General features: G+C 68.0%; 18 protein-coding genes and 1 tRNA gene. 9 read left to right on the top strand and 10 right to left on the bottom strand.

The window, feature by feature from the left end; genetic code table 11:
- Positions 1-237 precede the first annotated feature (237 nt).
- Entirely contained in the window at positions 238-2169 is a 1932-nt protein-coding gene (locus MKD50_RS07830; protein ID WP_252666785.1) for an ATP-binding cassette domain-containing protein, read from the top strand.
- 96 nt (positions 2170-2265) lie between these two features.
- Here MKD50_RS07830 and MKD50_RS07825 read toward each other — a convergent pair whose 3' ends face one another.
- The 4 genes from MKD50_RS07825 to alr form a co-directional block, all read right to left on the bottom strand.
- Positions 2266-2751, bottom strand: coding sequence for a disulfide bond formation protein B (locus tag MKD50_RS07825; RefSeq protein ID WP_252666886.1), 486 nt, complete (start codon positions 2749-2751; stop codon positions 2266-2268).
- A gap of 144 nt (positions 2752-2895) precedes the next feature.
- Positions 2896-3459, bottom strand: a complete 564-nt coding sequence (locus tag MKD50_RS07820) for a GNAT family N-acetyltransferase (RefSeq protein ID WP_252666784.1) — start codon at positions 3457-3459, stop codon at positions 2896-2898.
- 3 nt (positions 3460-3462) lie between these two features.
- The gene (gene radA / locus MKD50_RS07815; protein ID WP_240072218.1) at positions 3463-4824 is read right to left on the bottom strand and encodes a DNA repair protein RadA; all 1362 of its coding nucleotides are present in this window, start codon (positions 4822-4824) and stop codon (positions 3463-3465) included.
- Between the two features lie 145 nt (positions 4825-4969).
- Positions 4970-6091 carry an alanine racemase gene (gene alr, locus MKD50_RS07810; RefSeq protein ID WP_240072219.1) on the bottom strand — a complete coding sequence of 374 codons (1122 nt, stop codon included), beginning with the start codon at positions 6089-6091 and terminating at the stop codon, positions 4970-4972.
- 563 nt (positions 6092-6654) lie between these two features.
- Between alr and lplT the strand changes: the two genes are divergently transcribed.
- Complete coding sequence (gene lplT / locus MKD50_RS07805) at positions 6655-7974, top strand: lysophospholipid transporter LplT (protein ID WP_115703430.1); 1320 nt, start codon at positions 6655-6657, stop codon at positions 7972-7974.
- Positions 7975-8016: 42 nt separating this feature from the next.
- On the opposite strand, the gene MKD50_RS07800 is transcribed toward lplT, so the two are convergent.
- The 4 genes from MKD50_RS07800 to tsaB are packed head-to-tail and all read right to left on the bottom strand — an operon-like array spanning position 8017 to position 11282.
- On the bottom strand, positions 8017-9150 hold the full coding sequence (locus tag MKD50_RS07800; RefSeq protein WP_115703431.1) for a DUF1853 family protein: 1134 nt from the start codon (positions 9148-9150) through the stop codon (positions 8017-8019).
- Positions 9125-9973 (bottom strand): uracil-DNA glycosylase, encoded by an 849-nt coding sequence (locus tag MKD50_RS07795; RefSeq protein WP_252666783.1) that lies wholly within the window; start codon positions 9971-9973, stop codon positions 9125-9127. The genes MKD50_RS07800 and MKD50_RS07795 overlap by 26 nt, the downstream gene beginning before the upstream one ends.
- The gene (gene rimI / locus MKD50_RS07790) at positions 9970-10530 is read right to left on the bottom strand and encodes a ribosomal protein S18-alanine N-acetyltransferase (protein WP_115703433.1); all 561 of its coding nucleotides are present in this window, start codon (positions 10528-10530) and stop codon (positions 9970-9972) included. Before rimI ends, MKD50_RS07795 begins: the two co-directional genes overlap by 4 nt.
- A complete protein-coding gene (tsaB, locus tag MKD50_RS07785) occupies positions 10527-11282 on the bottom strand; it encodes a tRNA (adenosine(37)-N6)-threonylcarbamoyltransferase complex dimerization subunit type 1 TsaB (protein ID WP_252666782.1) in 756 nt (251 codons plus the stop codon). The genes rimI and tsaB overlap by 4 nt, the downstream gene beginning before the upstream one ends.
- A 128-nt stretch (positions 11283-11410) precedes the next feature.
- On the opposite strand from tsaB, the gene MKD50_RS07780 reads away from it, so the two are divergent.
- The gene (locus MKD50_RS07780; protein WP_012353003.1) at positions 11411-11680 is read left to right on the top strand and encodes an acyl-CoA-binding protein; all 270 of its coding nucleotides are present in this window, start codon (positions 11411-11413) and stop codon (positions 11678-11680) included.
- Between the two features lie 19 nt (positions 11681-11699).
- Here the strand turns inward: MKD50_RS07780 and MKD50_RS07775 are convergent, their stop codons facing one another.
- Together MKD50_RS07775 and MKD50_RS07770 are read right to left on the bottom strand one after the other, a co-directional pair.
- Complete coding sequence (locus MKD50_RS07775; RefSeq protein WP_252666781.1) at positions 11700-13181, bottom strand: DHA2 family efflux MFS transporter permease subunit; 1482 nt, start codon at positions 13179-13181, stop codon at positions 11700-11702.
- A complete protein-coding gene (locus tag MKD50_RS07770; protein ID WP_172582517.1) occupies positions 13178-13648 on the bottom strand; it encodes an SRPBCC family protein in 471 nt (156 codons plus the stop codon). Before MKD50_RS07770 ends, MKD50_RS07775 begins: the two co-directional genes overlap by 4 nt.
- Before the next feature lie 241 nt (positions 13649-13889).
- Between MKD50_RS07770 and MKD50_RS07765 the strand changes: the two genes are divergently transcribed.
- From MKD50_RS07765 to MKD50_RS07740, 6 genes are all read left to right on the top strand, one after another.
- The gene (locus MKD50_RS07765) at positions 13890-14297 is read left to right on the top strand and encodes a VOC family protein (protein WP_240072222.1); all 408 of its coding nucleotides are present in this window, start codon (positions 13890-13892) and stop codon (positions 14295-14297) included.
- Positions 14298-14463: 166 nt separating this feature from the next.
- Complete coding sequence (locus tag MKD50_RS07760) at positions 14464-14712, top strand: AbrB/MazE/SpoVT family DNA-binding domain-containing protein (RefSeq protein WP_025584520.1); 249 nt, start codon at positions 14464-14466, stop codon at positions 14710-14712.
- Positions 14706-15026: a type II toxin-antitoxin system PemK/MazF family toxin gene (locus tag MKD50_RS07755; protein WP_115703438.1), complete on the top strand. Its 321-nt coding sequence runs from the start codon at positions 14706-14708 to the stop codon at positions 15024-15026. The genes MKD50_RS07760 and MKD50_RS07755 overlap by 7 nt, the downstream gene beginning before the upstream one ends.
- A gap of 203 nt (positions 15027-15229) precedes the next feature.
- Positions 15230-16039: a MetQ/NlpA family ABC transporter substrate-binding protein gene (locus MKD50_RS07750; protein WP_115703440.1), complete on the top strand. Its 810-nt coding sequence runs from the start codon at positions 15230-15232 to the stop codon at positions 16037-16039.
- A 116-nt stretch (positions 16040-16155) separates the two neighbouring features.
- Positions 16156-16242 (top strand) — tRNA-Leu (locus MKD50_RS07745).
- A gap of 309 nt (positions 16243-16551) precedes the next feature.
- Positions 16552-18108: a serine hydrolase gene (locus MKD50_RS07740; RefSeq protein WP_252666780.1), complete on the top strand. Its 1557-nt coding sequence runs from the start codon at positions 16552-16554 to the stop codon at positions 18106-18108.
- Positions 18109-18139 lie beyond the last annotated feature (31 nt).

Genomic DNA, 18139 nt, shown 5'->3' with positions numbered 1-18139 from the left:
CCGACTTCCAAGAAAATAGAGTTTTGCCAGACCAAGGGTAATCCCTAGATCTACCGTCTTTCGCGGCACTTTCACGGTGCATGCATTGACGCGCTTCGGCCCGCTTTGGGGCACCCCCTGCACCGGCACGGCGTGCACCGCACCGGAAACGCTACAATGCGGGCCAGCGCCACAGCGCCGGCCGCGGCCCGCGTTCACGGCGCTTTTTCTGTTTTTCACTCAGGCATTTCCCCTCTCGTGATCCGAATCGACCAGCTAGTCCTTCAGCGCGGCACCAAGGTGCTGTTCGACCACACCAGCGTGACGCTCAACCCGGGCGAGCGCGTGGGCCTCGTCGGCGCCAACGGCAGCGGCAAGTCGACGCTGTTCGCGCTGCTGCGCGGCGAGCTGCATCCGGACGGGGGCGATGTCAGCGTGCCGGCGCAGTGGCGCGTCGCCCACGTGGCGCAGGAAACGCCGGCGGTCAGCCGCACCGCGGTCGACTACGTGATCGACGGCGACACCCGCCTGCGCGAGATCGAGGCCGCCATTGCCGCGGCCCAGGCGAGCGGCGACGGCAGCGCGGAAGGCGAAGCCCATGCCGCCTATGCCGACGCCGACGGGTACACCGCCCCCGCGCGTGCCGAGGCACTCCTGCTGGGCCTGGGCTTCACGCTGGCGCAAGTGTCGCAACCGGTGGCGTCGTTCTCGGGTGGCTGGCGCATGCGCCTGAACCTGGCGCAGGCGCTGATGTGCCCGTCGGACCTGCTGCTGCTCGACGAACCGACCAACCACCTGGACCTCGACGCCATCGTCTGGCTGGAAGACTGGCTGGCGCGCTATCCCGGCACGCTGGTGATGATTTCGCACGACCGCGAATTCCTCGACGCGATCTGCAACGTCACGGTGCATATCGAGAACCAGCAGCTGCGCCGCTACGGCGGCAACTACACGCTGTTCGAGACCCTGCGGCTGCAGCAGATGGCGCAGCAGCAGGCCGCCTACGTGCGCCAGCAGAAGGAAATCGCGCACCTGGAATCGTTCATCACCCGCTTCAAGGCCAAGGCGACCAAGGCGCGCCAGGCGCAGAGCCGGGTCAAGGCGCTGGAAAAGATGGAGCGGCTGGCGCCGGTGCACGTCGCCGCCGGCTTCGCCTTCGAGTTCCGCGAGCCCGACGCCGCGCCCAACCCGATGATGGTGCTCGACGGCGTCGATTGCGGCTACGCCGAAGCCGATCCGCCCGTCACCATCCTGCACAACCTGGCACTGTCGATCCAGAACGGCCAGCGCATCGGCCTGCTGGGCGCGAACGGCCAGGGCAAGTCGACGCTGGTCAAGACCCTGGCCGGCACCCAGGATCCGCTCACGGGCAACCTGCGCCTGGGCAAGGGCCTGCAGATCGGCTACTTCGCCCAGCACCAGCTGGAAACGCTGCGCGACCACGACTCTGCGCTGCAGCACCTTGCGCGCCTGGCGCCCGACGTGCGCGAGCAGGAACTGCGCGACTTCCTCGGCAGCTTCAACTTCCGCGGCGACATGGCGACCACGCCGATCGAGCCCTTCTCCGGCGGCGAAAAGGCCCGGCTGGCGCTGGCCCTGATCGTCTGGCAGAAGCCCAACCTGCTGCTGCTGGATGAACCGACCAACCACCTCGACCTCGATACCCGCGAGGCGCTGACCATGGCGCTGGCGCAGTTCGAAGGCACGCTGATCCTGGTCTCGCACGACCGGCACCTGCTGCGCGCCACCGCCGACCAGTTCATGCTGGTGGCCGACGGCACCATCCGGCCGTTCGACGGCGACCTCGACGACTACCGCGACTGGCTGCTGCAGCAGGCCGCGGCCAAGCGCAATGCCGCCACCGCCGCGCACGTGGCAGAGAATGGCGGCGACGCCGCCACGATCAACCGCAAGGACCAGCGCCGCGCCGAGGCCGACGAGCGCCAGCGCCTGTCGGCACTGCGCAAGCCGCTGACCAAGGAGTTGGAAAAGGTCGAGAAGCGGATGGCGGTGCTGCAGACTGCCCGGGAGGAGATCGACCGGTTCATGGCCGACGAAGCCAGCTATGCCGAGGCCAACAAGACGAAGCTGATGGAAATGCTCAAGCGCCAGGGCGAGGTCAACGGCGAACTGGAGACGCTTGAAGAAAAGTGGCTGGAGCTGCAGGAGCAGATCGAGCAGATTGCCTGACCGGATTGGGGTTCGAGTCCCCTCCCTTGCACCACCGCAAAACAGAAACGGCGCCGATGGCGCCGTTTCTCTTTATATCGTTCTCTTATCCCGAGCTCAGCGGAAATTCTTCTCCCTGCGGATCAGCCCCACCGCCAGCGTCAGCGTCAGCACGAACAGCCAGATCAGCGACCATGCCGGCACCGACAGTCCCAGCACCGGCGGCAGCGGCGCGGTGCACAGGCCGTCGGAGTAGAACAGCTGCGGCAGCACCTTGGCGGTGGGCAGCGCATTGACCCAGTTCTCGAGCGGATCGATGCCGCACGAGGCCTTGGGATTGAGCAGCAGCGACACATGGTAGACCGCGACCGCGATGCCGGCGATGCCGGACAGCATGCCCAGGCCCTGCCACAGCGAGCGCGTGTTCTGCGCCACCGCGGCCAGCAGCGAGAACAGGCCGATGCCGATGAAGGCGAAGCGCTGCATCACGCAGAGCGGACAAGGCTGGTAGCCCTTTTCGAATTGCAGGTAGAGCGCGACGCCGACCAGGGCGAAGGAGACGATGGCAATCAGCAGGAAATAGGCGCGGGAATTGGCTTGCATCATTGGAACTCAGGTGATCCGGTAATCGTTGCCGTCAGTGCGAGGGCGCGGCTGTGCTGCGCATTATTACCGATTTTGCGGCGCCTGCAGCCGGCGCCACATGCGCGCCGGCCTGCTGCCCCCTGACGGCTCGACACATCGGCATCATGCGCCCGCTGCCTGCCACGCCGCGCGCGGCAAGCGGTACAGGCAATGGGGCCGCAACGGGTGGTTCGCCGGCAAGGCGGGATGATCGAAACCCACCGCGTCCTCGCGCATGCCGAGGCGCTCCATCACCGCGCGCGAGCGGGCATTGGCAAGCGTGGTGAAGGCGACGATTTCCTCCAGACCGAGGCGACCGAAGCCGTAGGCGAGCGCGCCACGCGCGGCCTCGGTGGCGTAGCCCTGGCCCCAGGCGTGGCGCACCAGCCGCCAGGCAATCTCCACGCACGGCGCGAACGGCAGCGTGGCGGCCGGCTCGTGCAGTCCGACAAAGCCCAGGAAGGTGTCGTCCGCCATGCGTTCGACGACCCAGACGCCCCACCCCTGCTGCGCGATCAGGCCGCGGCAGCGCCCGGCCATCGCATCGCTTTCGGCGCGCGTCAGCGGCGCCGGGAAATAGCGCATCACCTGCGCATCGGCATTGAGGGCGGCAAACGGCGCATAGTCTTCATCGCGCCACTGGCGCAGCCGCAAACGGCCGGTCTCGAAAGCGATTCCGGTGTCCATGGCTCAGTCCAGGTGGCGCACGCGGTCGATGGCCTGCTCGATGCGCTCCACCGCGATCACTTCGAGCCCGTCGATCTTTTGCTTGGGCGCATTGGCCTTGGGGATCACGGCCAGCGTAAAGCCCAGCTTGGCCGCTTCCTTCAGGCGCTCCTGCCCGCGCGGGCTGGGGCGGATCTCGCCGGCCAGGCCCACTTCGCCAAACACCACCAGCCCGCGCGGCAGCGGCTTGTTGCGCATCGACGAGTGGATCGACAGCAGCACCGCCAGGTCCGCGGCGGGTTCGGTAATCTTCACGCCGCCCACCGCGTTCAGGAACACATCCTGGTCAAAGCAGGCGATGCCGGCGTGCCGGTGCAGCACCGCCAGCAGCAAGGCCAGCCGGTTCTGCTCCAGCCCTACTGCCAGCCGGCGCGGGTTGGGCACATGCGCGGTATCGACCAGCGCCTGGATTTCCACCAGCAGCGGCCGCGTGCCTTCCTGCGTCACCAGCACGCACGAGCCCGGCACGGTCTCTTCATGCTGCGACAGGAACAGCGCCGACGGATTGCTGATGCCGCGCAGGCCGCGCTCGGTCATGGCGAACACACCCAGCTCGTTGACCGCGCCGAAGCGGTTCTTGAAGGCGCGGATCAGCCGGTGCGAGGAATGGGTATCGCCTTCGAAATACAGCACCGTATCGACGATATGCTCGAGCACGCGCGGGCCCGCCAGGCTGCCCTCCTTGGTCACGTGGCCGACCAGGATGATGGTGGTGCCGCTGCTCTTGGCGATGCGCGTGAGCTGCGCCGCGCATTCGCGCACCTGCGCCACCGATCCCGGCGCCGAGGTCAGGGCCTCGGAATACAGCGTCTGGATCGAATCGATCACCGCGACCTCGGGCTTTTCCAGTTCCAGCGTGGCCTGGATCTTCTCCAGCTGGATTTCGGCGAGCAGCCCCAGCGACGGGCTTTCCACGCCCAGGCGCTGCGCGCGCAGCGCGATCTGCGCGCCGGATTCCTCGCCACTGACATAGAGCACGCGGCGCTGCCCGGCCAGGTTGGCGAGCGCCTGCAGCAACAGCGTCGACTTGCCGATACCCGGATCGCCGCCGATCAGCACCACCCCGCCCGACACCAGGCCGCCGCCCAGCACCCGGTCGAATTCGTCGATGCCGCTGGAAAAGCGCGGCACGTCGGCGGCCTCGATCTCGGCCAGCTTGCGCACCGTGGCCGATGCCGCGAGCGGCTGGAAGCGCTTGTTCGCGGCGGATTCCGCCACGGTCTCCACCAGCGTGTTCCACTGCTGGCAATGCGGGCACTGGCCGGCCCAGCGCGGCGTGGTGCCGCCGCATTCGGTACAGGTATAGACAGTCTTGCTCTTGGCCAACGGAGGTCCTTGCAGAAAGAATCGAGCCGGGCCTGAAGCGGCCCGGCTTGCGGAGGTGGCGTCGTGGGCGCAGCGGCCAGAGGCCGCGCGCGCGTGCGGAGCGTAACCTTGCGGCGCTGCGCCCGCACCCGCTTATCGGAGCAAATCAGACCACCGCGGGCGCAGTGCTGTCCGATGCGGTGATGGTGGCCACCGTGGTCGGCACGCGCGGCGCCAGCGCGCACATCAGCTCGTAGCCGACCGTGCCGCTGGCCTGCGCCACTTCGTCGATCGGCAGGCCCTGGCCCCACAGCGTGACCGGGCTGCCGACGCGGGCCTTCGGGCACGGCGTCAGGTCGACGCACAGCATGTCCATCGACACGCGCCCGACCAGCTCGGTGCGCACGCCGTCGACCAGCACCGGCGCGCGCTGCTCGCCCCAGCCCGACGCATGGCGCGGATAGCCGTCGGCATAGCCGCACGCGACCACGCCGATGCGCATCGGCCGCTCCGCGGTGAAGAGCGAACCATAGCCGACGGTATCGCCCGGCTGCAGGTCCTGCACCGAGATCAGCTCGCTCTGCAGCGACATCGCCGGCTGCAGCCCGGTGCCTGCGATATCGGCATCGCGGCCGGTGGGCGAGGCGCCGTACAGGATGATGCCGGGACGCACCCAGGCGCGGTGCGCCTGCGGATGCCACAGCACCGCGGCGGAATTCGACAGGCTGGCCTCGCCCGGCAGGTTGGCGGTGGCGGCGTCGAAGGCCTCGACCTGGTGGGCGATGCCGCGCGGGCCGTCGGCATCGGAAAAATGCGTCATATGGACGATGCTGCCCACGCACGGCATGGCCCGCGCGCGCTCCCAGGCGGCGCGGTATTCCGCCGGATGGAAGCCGAGCCGGTTCATGCCGGTGTTGAGCTTGAGCTGGATCGCCAGCGGGCCCCTGGGGCGCGCGCTTTCCAGCATGCGCAGCTGCTCGTCGCAGTGGATCGCGGTAGTCAGCCGGTATTGCTCGATCAGGGCAATGTCCTGCGGCTGGAAGAAGCCCTCCAGCAGCAGGATCGGGCCCTGCCAGCCCAGGTCGCGCAGCAGCACGGCCTCATTCAGGTCCAGCAGGCCGAAGCCGTCGGCACCACGCAGTGCAGCAAAGACGCGGCGGATGCCATGGCCGTAGGCATTGGCCTTGACCACCGCCCAGACGCGCGCATCGGGCGCCTTGCGGCGGATCACATCGAGATTGTTGGCCAGGGCGGGCTGGTGGATGACGGCTTGGATCGGTCTTGGCATTGGAAGTCACATCAGGGTAGCGGACAAAGCCGGCAGCGGCGCGAGCGGCACACGGCGCGGGCTGGAGGGACGGCTCTGTCTCAGTATCGATGGCGCAAACGTCACCTGTCGGTGTGCCGCAGCACGTTGCGGCGACGGATATGCGGGATGCCCGCAATAGGCACGCCCAGGTATCCCCGTCACCATATCTCGCCGGGCGCACACCAGATCAAGGAAAGACCCGGTCCGGCGGGCCGCGGTGGCAGCCGTTATTTGAACACATTCGGATGCTGTTGCCGGGGGGCGGCGGGGAATCGGCAAGGCAATTTGCTGTCAAAAAGAGCCGTTGCCGGGGTTCGGGAATGTCATGTTTTCGTGATATAAAGCCGGACGCTCCGGCCATGTTCTAAAAGCGAAGCATTATGTCAATGACTGTCAGGCAGGCCTCACGGCGCCGCAGCGCAGCACCTACGACACAATTCGACACGGCCGCGGCACAAGGTTCCCTGCAAACCATGGCCCCTGCGGCCGGCACCAGCCTGGCCCCCGTGAATGGAGCGCGCGATGGAGAGAAAGTCGACAGCATGAAGAAGGGTTTTTACACCATCATGGCCGCGCAGTTTTTTTCCTCGCTGGCCGACAATGCCTTACTGATCGCCGCCATCGCCCTTCTCACCGAATTGCACTCCCCGCAGTGGATGACCCCGCTGCTCAAGCTGTTCTTCGTTCTCTCCTACGTCATTCTTGCCGCCTTCGTCGGCGCCTTCGCCGACTCGATGCCCAAGGGGCGGGTGATGCTCATCACCAACGCCATCAAGGTGGTCGGCTGCGCCATCATGATGTTCGGGCTGCATCCGCTCTTGGCCTACGGCGTAGTCGGCTTCGGCGCGGCGGCGTATTCGCCCGCCAAGTACGGCATCCTGACCGAGTTGCTGCCCCCCGAAAAACTGGTGCTGGCCAACGGCTGGATCGAGGGCCTGACGGTGGGTTCGATCATCCTCGGCACGGTGGTGGGCGGTGCGCTGATTTCCGTGCATGTCTCCGGCCTTCTGCTGCGTCTGGACGTGCCCCTGATCAATACGGGCATCGACACGCCGGCCGAGGCCGCGATGGTGGTGATCATGCTGTTCTACGTGATCGCTTCGATCTTCAACCTGTTCATCCCCGATACCGGCGCGCGCTATCCGGCGCAGGAAAAGAACCCGATCAAGCTGATCGCCGAGTTCGGCGACTGCTTCCTGGCGCTGTGGCGCGACAAGCTCGGCCAGATCTCGCTGGCAGTGACCACGCTGTTCTGGGGCGTGGGCGCGACGCTGCAGTTCATCGTGCTGAAATGGGCCGAGAAGTCGCTGGGACTGAACCTGTCCCAGGGCGCACTGCTGCAGGCCGTGGTGGCGGTGGGCGTGGCGGTCGGCGCGATCCTGGCGGCGGCGCGCATCCCGCTGCGCAAATCGCTGTCGGTGCTGCCGTTCGGCGTGGCGATGGGCGCCACGGTGATGCTGATGGCGTTCTACACCAAGGACGCGATGCCGCAGGTCACGCTCGACGTGCTCGGCCTGCACATGCCGCTGTACATGGCCATCGCCTACGTGTTCCTGATGCTGGTGGGCGCGATGTCGGGCTATTTCGTGGTGCCGATGAACGCGCTGCTGCAGCACCGTGGCCACGTGCTGCTGTCGGCCGGGCACTCGATCGCGGTGCAGAACTTCAATGAGAACGTCTCGGTGCTGCTGATGCTGTGCCTGTACGCGCTGCTGATCAAGCTCAACGTGCCGATCGGCGTGGTCATCATCGCGCTGGGGCTGTTTATCTGCGTGACCATGGCGCTGGTGCTCAAGCTGCACAAGTACAACGTACGCACCTTCAACTCGCTGGCGATGATCGGCGAGGACAAGCACCACTAGCACCCTCGCGGCGCGGCCGCGGCGGCGGCCGGCCAGCCCGCGTCAGGTGGCGTCCTGACCGGCTTGCGGGCCCGCCCGCGGCGGCTCTTCGGTGCGCGCCAGCGCTCGCTCCTGCCACCCCGGCGGCACCACGAACCCGCGCGAGCATTCGCGCCACCAGCCTGGCGCCTGCGGCCCGGCCGGTTCCAGCTCGCACAGCATCACCGGCGACTCGCGGCGCCAGCCGTGGTCATGGCGCGGGTCGGCAAAGCGCTGCGCCAGCAGCGCGTGCAGCGTGCCGGCGTCCGCCGTGCCGGCTTCCGGCACCAGCGCTCCCGACAACCACCCGGTACGCGGCAGGCGGCACCAGCGCAGGCCCGGACGCGCACTGGCGCGCGCGGCCCAGGCATCGAGCGTGGACCACCAGCCGTGCAAGTGGTCTGGCGCAATGCCAAGCGTCTCCAGCCCGGCCGGCACCTGGCCGTCGCGATAGAACAGCCAGCCCAGCAGGTAGACTTCGCTGCGGTCCACGGTATGGCCGAGCGCGGCCCGCGCCTCGGGCGTATGCCCCAACGGCAGCTGCCGGTGCACGATATGGCCGAGCTTGTCGCCAAGGCGGTCGACCAGGTTCGGGCCGACGAAATCCTGCGCCCGCGGCGGCTGGTGGCCGCCCGCCGCCATCAGGTAGAACTTGGCCGCCATCTCCCAGTGGACCACCGCGCCCGAGTCAAGCTCGCGCCAGACAAAATCCAGCTCGCCCAGCGTGCGCACGCCGTGCCGCCCCGCGTGCCGCACCGGCACGTTAGCGGCCAGCAGCGACAGCCCCTGCATATGGCGCAAGGCGAAATGCAGCAGCCGTTCGGCATGCCGCCCCAGGCGCAGGCTGCGGTTGGCAGGGTCGTGCTCGGCATCGGCGCAGAGCGCGGCATGGCCGTCGGCCAGTTCGTCGATGGTGGGGGGCAGCGCGGCGGGATCCGCGCCTTCGAGCCAGCGTTGCCAGGCCTCGCGGGTGCCGGCCGGCCAGCGCGCCAGCGCGGCCCCTGGTACGGCGTCCAGCAGCGGCGGCGACAGCGTGGTCCAGGCCAGGTCGCGCGCGCGTGCCGACGCGGCGCGGCGCCACAGCGGCGCTTGCGACGGCCCATCGCCGTCGCCGCCGCGGGTCAGCGAGAGGTCAGGCCCCAGCTCCCGCACGGTCATGGACCTCCCGGGCCAGGCACAGGTCTTCCCAGGCGCGCGCCTTGTCCGTCAGCGTGCGCAGCAGGTAGGCGGGATGGTAGGTCACCACCACGGGGATGCCCTCATAGGCATGCACGGTGCCGCGCAGCTTGCCGATCGGCGTGGTAGTGCGCAGCAGCGATTGCGCCGCGAAGCGGCCCAGCACCACGATCACGCGGGGCCTGACCAGCGCAATCTGCCGGCGCAGGAAGGGCTCGCACTGCGCCACCTCCTCCGGTTCCGGATTGCGGTTGCCGGGCGGGCGGCACTTGAGCACGTTGGCGATGAACACATTGCGCCCGCGCGCCAGCCCGAGCGCACCGAGCATGTTGTCGAGCAGCTTGCCGGCCTGGCCGACGAAGGGCTCGTCCTGCAAGTCTTCATTCTCGCCGGGGGCTTCGCCCACCAGCATCCAATCCGCCTGGCGCGCGCCCACGCCGAACACCGTATTGGTACGGGTCTGGCACAGGCCGCAGGCGGTGCAGCCCGCCACCGCGGCTTCCAGCGCCGGCCAATCCATCGCGGCGATGGCCGCTTCGCGGTCCGCTTGTGCATCAGCGGGCGCCGGCCCGGCAGGAGCCAGCGCTGGCGCAGCGCGCTCAAGGGCTGGCGGCGCCCCCGGTGCGGCCCGCGGCGCCTCAAGCTGCGCAACCGCTGCAGCCAGCGGGGCAGCGGTCGCTGCCACGGGCGGCTCGGCTGCGGGCATCGCGGCAGGCTGCGCCTCTGCCTGCGGCGTCCGGGACGCGCGCGGTACCCATTCGGTCGGAATGCCCAGCACCTCGAGGAACTGCGCACGGCGGCTCATGCCTGGCCCTCCGTGCCTTCGTTGGCGGCAGCCTGTGCCGGCCAGGCCCGGCGCAGCACCAGCGCGTCTTCGCGCTTGCCGCCGGGTGCCGGGTAATAGCCCTTGCGGCGTCCGATCTCGGCAAACCCGGCGGCCTGGTACAGCGCGATCGCCCCGGTATTGGAGGGCCGCACCTCCAGCAGCATGGTGTGGATGCGGTGCGCGTGCGAGGTCGCCAGCACCACCGCGAGCATCAGGCGGCCGAGCCCCTGGCGCTGGCGCTGCGGCTCGACCGTGATGTTGAGCAGGTGCATTTCATCGACCACCGGCATCAGCACGGCGTAGGCCACCAGCGTGCCCGCCGGATCGCGCAGCGTCAGCCCGAGATGCCCGGACTTGACCGAGTTCTCGAAGTTGCCGCGCGTCCACGGATGGCTGTAGGCGCGCGCCTCGATGCCCGCCACCGCCTGCAGGTCCAGCGCGCTCATGCGGCCCAGCGACCAGCCCTCGGGCAGCGCCGGCATGGCCGGCACCTCGGGCCAGTCGTGGCGGTCTGCGAGGGGATACGCGGCGCTCACGTTGCGCTCCCCGGCTGGGCCGCCGCGCGCGCCGCCGCAACGGCCTCGCGCTCGGCGATGGTCTGCGCAACCTTGTCGCGCAGGTAGACCGGCATGGCCTGGTCGGCGTCGATGGCCTCGCCGCGCGCCAGCGCGCGCAGCGCGAGGGCAACCATCGGCTGCGCATGCGGCATCGCCTCGGGCAGCACGCGCGCGGCGCGGCCGAGGCCCGCCAGGCGTTCGCCAAACACCTTGGATGCGTTGCCCGCCAGCCAGAATTCGCCGGCGGGCAAGGCCACGGTTTCCGGCGCGCCGACCTGCATCGGCGTGAGTTCCGCCCACTCTTGCGCGACCGCGTTCCAGCCGAAGGCCGCCGCATAGGCCTGGTCCATGCGCGCGTCCAGCGCCACCAGCACCGCGGTGCCGTCCGGCAGCGCCGGCGTGGCGGCGCGGGTGCGTTCGGCGCAGGCCATCAGCGTGTTGACCGGCACCACCGGCAGCCCGGCGCCGAACGCCAGCCCCTGTGCCACGCCGCAGGCGGTGCGCAGGCCGGTGAACGAGCCGGGTCCGGCGCCAAAGGCGATGGCCGCGCAATCGGCCAGCGCAATGCCGGCTTCGGACAGCAATTCCCCGGCGGCCGGCAGCACGCGCGCCGACGAGCGTGCGCCGGTGTGCTCATGGCGCACCAGGCACTCGACGCCGGCGCCTGCCGCGCGTCCGAGCGCGACCGAGCACCACTCCGTAGAAGTTTCAACAGCAAGAATCCAGGACATGGCGCGATTGTAGCCGTTGGGCCAGGAATCGAGGGCTTCTTCGGTTTTATACGGACGGCGCGGCCGCGCGGGGCGGCTATCATCGGGCTGCATTTTCGCAATCCAGACAGTCCACACGGAGGAACCCCATGAGCGACCTGCAGGCACGCTTCGAACAGGCCCAGATCGACGTCAAGCAACTGAGCGAGCGCCCCAGCAATATGTCCCTGCTGCGCCTGTACGCGCTGTTCAAGCAAGGCAGCGAGGGCGATGCGCACGGCGACAAGCCCGGCATGACCGATTTCGTCGGCCGCTACAAGTTTGAGGCGTGGGAAGCGCTGCGCGGCACCGCGCGCGAACAGGCGATGGAGCAGTACATCGCGCTGGTGGAAGAACTGCGCAGCGGCGCCGCCAGCTGAACGGTCCGGTCCGGCGGCGTCAGGCCGTTGGCGCCGGGCGCGGCCGGATGCGCCAGGCCGCCAGCATCGCGCTGGCGATCACCACGCCCACCGCGAGGAAGGTTTCATCGAAGGCGCGGATGCGCGCCGCCTGAAGCGCGCTGTCGCCGGCCTGGCCCAGCAGTGCGCCATGCTCGGCCAGGCGCCACTGCAGCCCCACCCCCGCCAGGCTCACGCCGATGGCGCCGCCCAGTTGCCGCAGGAAGTTGATGCAGCTCGAACCCTGCGCGATCAGCGTGAAGTCCACGCCGCGCATCGCACCCAGCGTCAGCGATGGCAGGATGCAGCCCAGGCCGATCCGCCCCAGCACCGCCAGCGCCACCAGCACCAGGTAGGGGGTCGCGCGCGAGCCCAGCGCCATCAGCAGGAAAGACAACGACAGCAGCGCCAGCCCGAACGACACCTGCACATGCGGCGGGATCCGGTGCGTGAAGCGCCCCGCCGCCGCAATCGTCAGCGCCAGCATCACGCCCGCCGGGAACAGCACCAGCCCGGCGCGCGACGGCGTGTATTCCAGCGCCATCTGCATATAGACCGGCAACAGGTAGGTCGAGCCGAACAGGCCCGCGCCATAGATGAAGGCCACCACCGCCCCGGCCGCGAATTGCCGGTAGCTGTACAGCCGCATATTCATCAGCGGGTACGCCGCGCGCAGCTGCCACATCACGAAGGCCGCCAGCATCAGCACGCCGAAGCACGACAGCGCCAGGCCCGCGGCGACGCTCTCGCGCATCTCGACCACGCCGTTGAGCAGGCTGACCGTAGCGATGCCGGCCAGGCCCAGCCCGCGCCAGTCCAGCGGCTGGCGCTCGCCCATCATGATCGAGTCCACCGCCATGAAGCGGCGCGCCATCAGCACCGCCAGCAGCGTCAGCGGCACCACCACGAAGAAGATCGAGCGCCAGCCGAAGGCCTCGACCAGGAAGCCGCCCAGGCTGGGTCCCAGCGCCGGCGCCAGCACCACGCCGAAGCCGAACATGCTGATCGCCTTGCCCTGCTCGCGCTCTTCAAAGACGCGCAGGATCAGGATATTGGGCAGCGGCTGCATGATGCCCGCGGCGATGCCCTCGGCCACGCGCATCGCGATCATCACGCCGTAGGTGGGCGAGAAACCGCCCACCAGTCCGCCCGCGCCCAGCAGCAGCGACGCGCCCAGGAAGGTGCGCCGCAGCCCGTAGCGATTCAGCAGCCAGGGGGTCAGCAGCATCGACAGCGTCATCGCGATCATGAAGCTGGCCGCGACCCATTGCGCGCGCTCCTGCCCCAGCACGAAATGCCGGCTCAGGTCTGGAATGGCCACATTGACGATGGTGGACGAGACGATCGACGAGATCGTGCCCAGCATCAGCGTCGCCAGCACCAGCCAGCGCAGCCGTTCGCCATAGCGCTCGCGCAGCGACTGCCGGGTCGGCAGATCCGACCGCTGGCCGGAACCTTCCGGCGTGGCGGGGCCCTCGCTCACCCCAGCCGCCCGGTGTCGGCGATCTCGCGGATCTTGCGGACGGTGTCGATGTCTGCCGCGTGGTAAGCGGACTTGACGATCTCGGCGTAGCGGTCGTCGCCGCTGGCATCGACGGCCGGCATGGTGGTGTCGTAGATAAAGCGCAACAGCAGAGCGCCCGGACCCGGGGTCTCGATCGCCATGGTCAGCGTGCCGCCGGCATGCTCTGCCGTGGCCGCGGTCTCATAGCGCACCAGACGGCGCGGCTCGTAAACCACGTGATCTTCGATCGAGGCCGTGCCGAAATGCAGCACGCGGTCGATCCAGTTGTCGCCGCGGCCCACCACTTCGGCGCGGTCCAGGCCCAGCACGAAAAGCTCGGGAGATTCGGCGCGCAGCACCAGGCCCTGCCACACCTGCTCGGCCGTCAGCGGTTCCAGCTGCGGGTTGCCCGGATCATTGATCTCCACCAAGTGCTCAAAACGCAACTTCACTCTCCCGTTTGCGATAAGTCGATATTATGAAGTCTCCGCGTATTCGCGAGACCTTTTTGTCTGCGCACTGCAACATGGGCCGACCCGGCTCTCTTGAATATCGGCCAGACTCGCACCGGCTGGAGCTCCTCACATGAATGCCGTGCCCGGCTGAAACATCACTCCTGACAGCAGCTGTCAGGAGGCCCGGCGCACAATGCGGCCGCTTTCAAACGGAACGCTGCAGGAGGCTGTGATGGAGTTGCTGATCAATATCGATGTCGACGACCTGGCGCGCGGCATCGACTTCTACGCGCAGGGGCTGGGACTGCGGCTGGGCCGCACGCTGTTCGAAGGCTCCGTCGCCGAAATGCTGGGCGGCAATGCCCCGATCTACCTGCTCGCCAAGCCTGCGGGCACGCGCCCGACCACGCGCGCCGCGACCCGGCGCGACTATCGCCGCCACTGGACTCCGGTTCACCTCGATTTCGTCGTCGCCGACCTCGAGCAGGCCATTGAACGCGCGCTCGAGGCCGGCGCCGAGATCGAGGACTGGCCCCAGGAATTCGCCTGGGGCCGGCAGGCCACGCTGTCCGATCCGTTCGGGCACGGGCTGTGTTTTATCGAGTGGAAGGGCCAGGGCTACGGAGCGGTCGCCAACTGATCCGGGCGTACCGCGTGGCGCGGGCGTTTTTGGACCATTCGCCTGTTGCCGGCTGCGCCGGGATGTCACATTTCCATGCAGCGTCGTGCCTGCCTGTTTCCTTGATGCCCGCGGTGTAATAACATTGTGCTGACGCCAGTGCTGGCTACACCATGAGCAACAGGACATGAAGGCAACGATCCGCAAGATGGGCAACTCGCAAGGTGTCCTGATTCCCAAGGCAATCCTGGCACAGCTGGGTCTGGAGAATGAAGTGGAAATGGAAATCGTGAATGACACGCTGGTGCTGCGCCGGCCGCGGCAGGCACCGCGGCAAGGCTGGGCCGAAGCCAGCCGGCAGATCGCCGCGGACGGCGACGACACCCTGGTGCTGGGCGAGCTGCCCAACGCCGACGACGCGGAGCTGAAATGGTAGCGCGCGGCGATGTCTGGCTGGTCGCGCTCGATCCCACCGTCGGCAGCGAGATCGAGAAGACGCGCCCCTGCGTCATCCTGTCGCCGCCCGAGATGCACGACTACCTGCGCACGGTAATGGTCGCGCCGATGACCACCGGCAGCCGGCCGGCACCGTTTCGCATACCGGTGACGTTCCAGCGCAAGACCGGCCTGATTCTGCTGGACCAGCTGCGCACCGTCGACAAGTCGCGGCTGGTGAAGCGCGCGGGCGGCCTGAGTGACCGGACCGTGTCAGACACCTTGCGGACCTTGCGCGAAGTGTTTGCGGACTGAGCCGCGGCGCCGGGGCATTAAATGCCGGCACGCGGGCGCCGACTGGCTCCATAAGCTTATGAAAAAGAAATAGACGCCAGAATCGTCCGCGCCGCGCGATCCGGACGCAATTGCGTTAATCTGTGCCCTCGCTTCGGACAGGCGATCCCTGCCCTGCGATTGCCTCTCACTCGCCACATCACAACAAGATTTTCATCACTCCTATGCGCACGTCTTTCATCAAGCGTCTGGCGGCAGCTGTGTCCGCCGTGGGTTTTATCGCCGCCGGCACTGCCTCGGCCCAGGAACAGACCATCCGTGTCGGTACGGTCAGCGGGCCGGACGCCGAAGTCTGGCAAGTGGTACAGAAAGTGGCCAAGCGCAATGGCCTGAACGTGAAGGTGGTCGAGTTCAACGACTACGTGCAGCCCAACGCCGCCCTCGACGCAGGCGACCTGGACGCCAACAGCTTCCAGCACCAGCCGTACCTGGACAGCCAGGTGAAGCAGCGTGGCTACAAGATGCAGAGCGTGGGCTACACCTATATCTCGCCGCTGGGCATCTACTCGAAGAACCTGAAATCGCCCAAGGACCTGCCGCAGGGCGCCAAGGTGGCGGTGCCCAACGACCCCTCCAATGAAAACCGCGCGCTGCTATTGCTGCAGGCGCAAGGCGTGATCAAGCTGAAGGCCGGCGCCGGCACCAACGGTTCCAACGCCACGCCGCTGGACGTGGCCGAGAACCCCAAGAAGCTTAAGATCGTAGAGTTGGACGCGGCCCAGCTGGCGCGTGCGCTGCCCGATGTCGGCGCCGCCGTGATCAACACCAACTACGCGCTTGCCGCCGGCCTGCAGCCGACCAGGAACGCCATCGCGCTGGAAGACATCCACAGCCCGTACGCCAACATCATCGTGGTGCGCACCCAGGACAAGGACAAGCCGTGGGTCAAGAAGCTGGTGGCCGCGTACCAGTCGGAAGACGTGCGCCAGTTCATGAAGGCGCAGTACAAGGGCGCGATGGTGCCGTCGTTCTGATTACCGGCGGTCGCCCCGACCGCTGCTGAGCGCGGTCGTCAAAGTTTTTTCACACGGCGCCCGCGCAAGGGCTTGCAAATTCCGCCGCCTTCGGTAGAATTCGCGGCTCACCACCTGCCCAGGTGGCGGAATTGGTAGACGCACTAGGTTCAGGTCCTAGCGGTGGCAACACTGTGGAGGTTCGAGTCCTCTCCTGGGCACCACAATTTAAAAAAGGTCTGCGCATGCAGACCTTTTTTCTTTTCCGCCCAGGAAGAAAAGCGCTTGAGCGCTTTTCGCGAGGACGAGAAGGGCTGCGCTTGCAAGCGCAGCCGGGGTCGCGCATGCGTGACCGAGTCCTCTCCTGGGCACCAGAGTTTCAGGCAAAGGCCCGCACGACAGTGCGGGCCTTTTGCTTTGGCAGCGTCGAAACCTCTCTCTCCTTCGCCTCCGGGCTACCGATCGCATACAGTAGTTCCATCCACAGGCCACGGCCCAGCCACGCCTGTTCCGCTTCATAACGGAGAACTACCGTGGGCAAACTGCAAGAGCGTCGCCGTTTCCTGGGAGCCGCGCTGGGCGGCCTGCTGGTCCCGGCGCTGCCAGCGTGCGGCGGCGGCGACGACGAGCCGCCCAAGCCCACGCCACCCGAGCCGGTTCCTCCGGCGCAGATTACCCAGGCCATCGCGCAACTGGACCAGTTGGTTGCGGACCTGATGGCGAGTTCACGCGTACCCGGGATGGCGGTCGCGGTGGTGCGCGGCAACCAGACTGTTTACGCCAAGGGCTTTGGGCGCCGGCTGGTGACCGATCCCGCGCCGGTCGATGCCGACACCGTGTTCCAGCTGGCCTCGGTGTCGAAGTCCATCGGCGCCACGGTGGTCGCGCGCCAGGTCGGGCGCGGCGGCATCAGCTGGGATACGCCGGTGCGCACGCACCTGCCCTGGTTCACGCTGGCCGATGCCGAGGTGTCGGCGGCCGTCACCATCGGCGATCTCTACGCCCACCGCTCCGGCCTGCCGGACCACGCCGGCGACCGTCTCGAGGACATGGGCTACGACCGCCAGCAAGTGCTGACGCGCCTGCGCTTCATGCCGCTGCATCCGTTCCGCGCGGTCTACGCGTACACCAACTTCGGCATGACCGCCGCCGCCGAAGCGGTTGCCGTCGCCGCCGGCACCGACTGGGCCACGCTGTCGGAACAGGCGCTGTACCAGCCCCTGGGCATGACGCGCACCAGCTCTCGCTTTGCCGACTATGCCGCGCGCGACAACCGCGCGCTCGGCCACGTGCGGGTCAACGGCAACTGGGTGCAGGGATCGACGCGGATGCCCGATGCGCAATCGGCGGCGGGCGGCGTCAGTGCGTCGGTCAACGACATGGCGAAATGGCTGACGATGCTGCTCGCCAAGGGCGAGTTCGGCGGGCAGCGGGTGGTCGATGCCGCCGCGCTGGCGCCCGCGATAAGTCCGCAAATGCAGAGCAACCCGCCCGCCGGCGAGCGCCCTGCCGGCTACTATGGCTATGGCTTCAATGTCGGCACCACCGAACTGGGCCTGACCTCGCTCAACCACTCCGGCGCCTTCGCCCTTGGCGTCGCCACCAGCTTCATGGCGGTACCAGAACTAAACCTGGCCATCGTGACGCTGACCAACGCGCAGCCCATCGGCGTGCCGGAAACCCTGAGCGCCCAGTTCTTCGACCTGGCGCAATTCGGCGCCATCCGCCGCGACTGGGGCAAGCTCTACGGCGATGCGCTGGCACCGCTGCTGGAGCCGGAAGGCCGGCTGGTGGGACAGCCGCGCCCGGCCAATCCGCTGCCGGCGCGTGCGCTGTCGGCCTACACCGGCACCTACCGCAACGACTACTATGGTCCGCTGCAGGTCGCCGACCAGGGCGGCACGCTGGTGATGACGCTGGGCGCGACGCCGCTGGTGCTGCCGCTGAGCCACTGGGACGGCGATATCTTCACCTTCACGCTCGCCAATGAAAACGCCATGCCGGGCACGATCTCGCAGGCCGCGTTTTCCAGCGACCGCGTCTGGCTGGAGTTCTACGACCATGAGGGCCTCGGCATGTTTGTGCGCTAGCCCGCTGCGTTGCATATGGATCCGGTATCGG

This window comes from Cupriavidus mimosae (assembly GCF_023952485.1).
Lineage (GTDB): Bacteria > Pseudomonadota > Gammaproteobacteria > Burkholderiales > Burkholderiaceae > Cupriavidus > Cupriavidus taiwanensis_C.
This window is presented reverse-complemented; position numbering and strand designations above follow the sequence as displayed.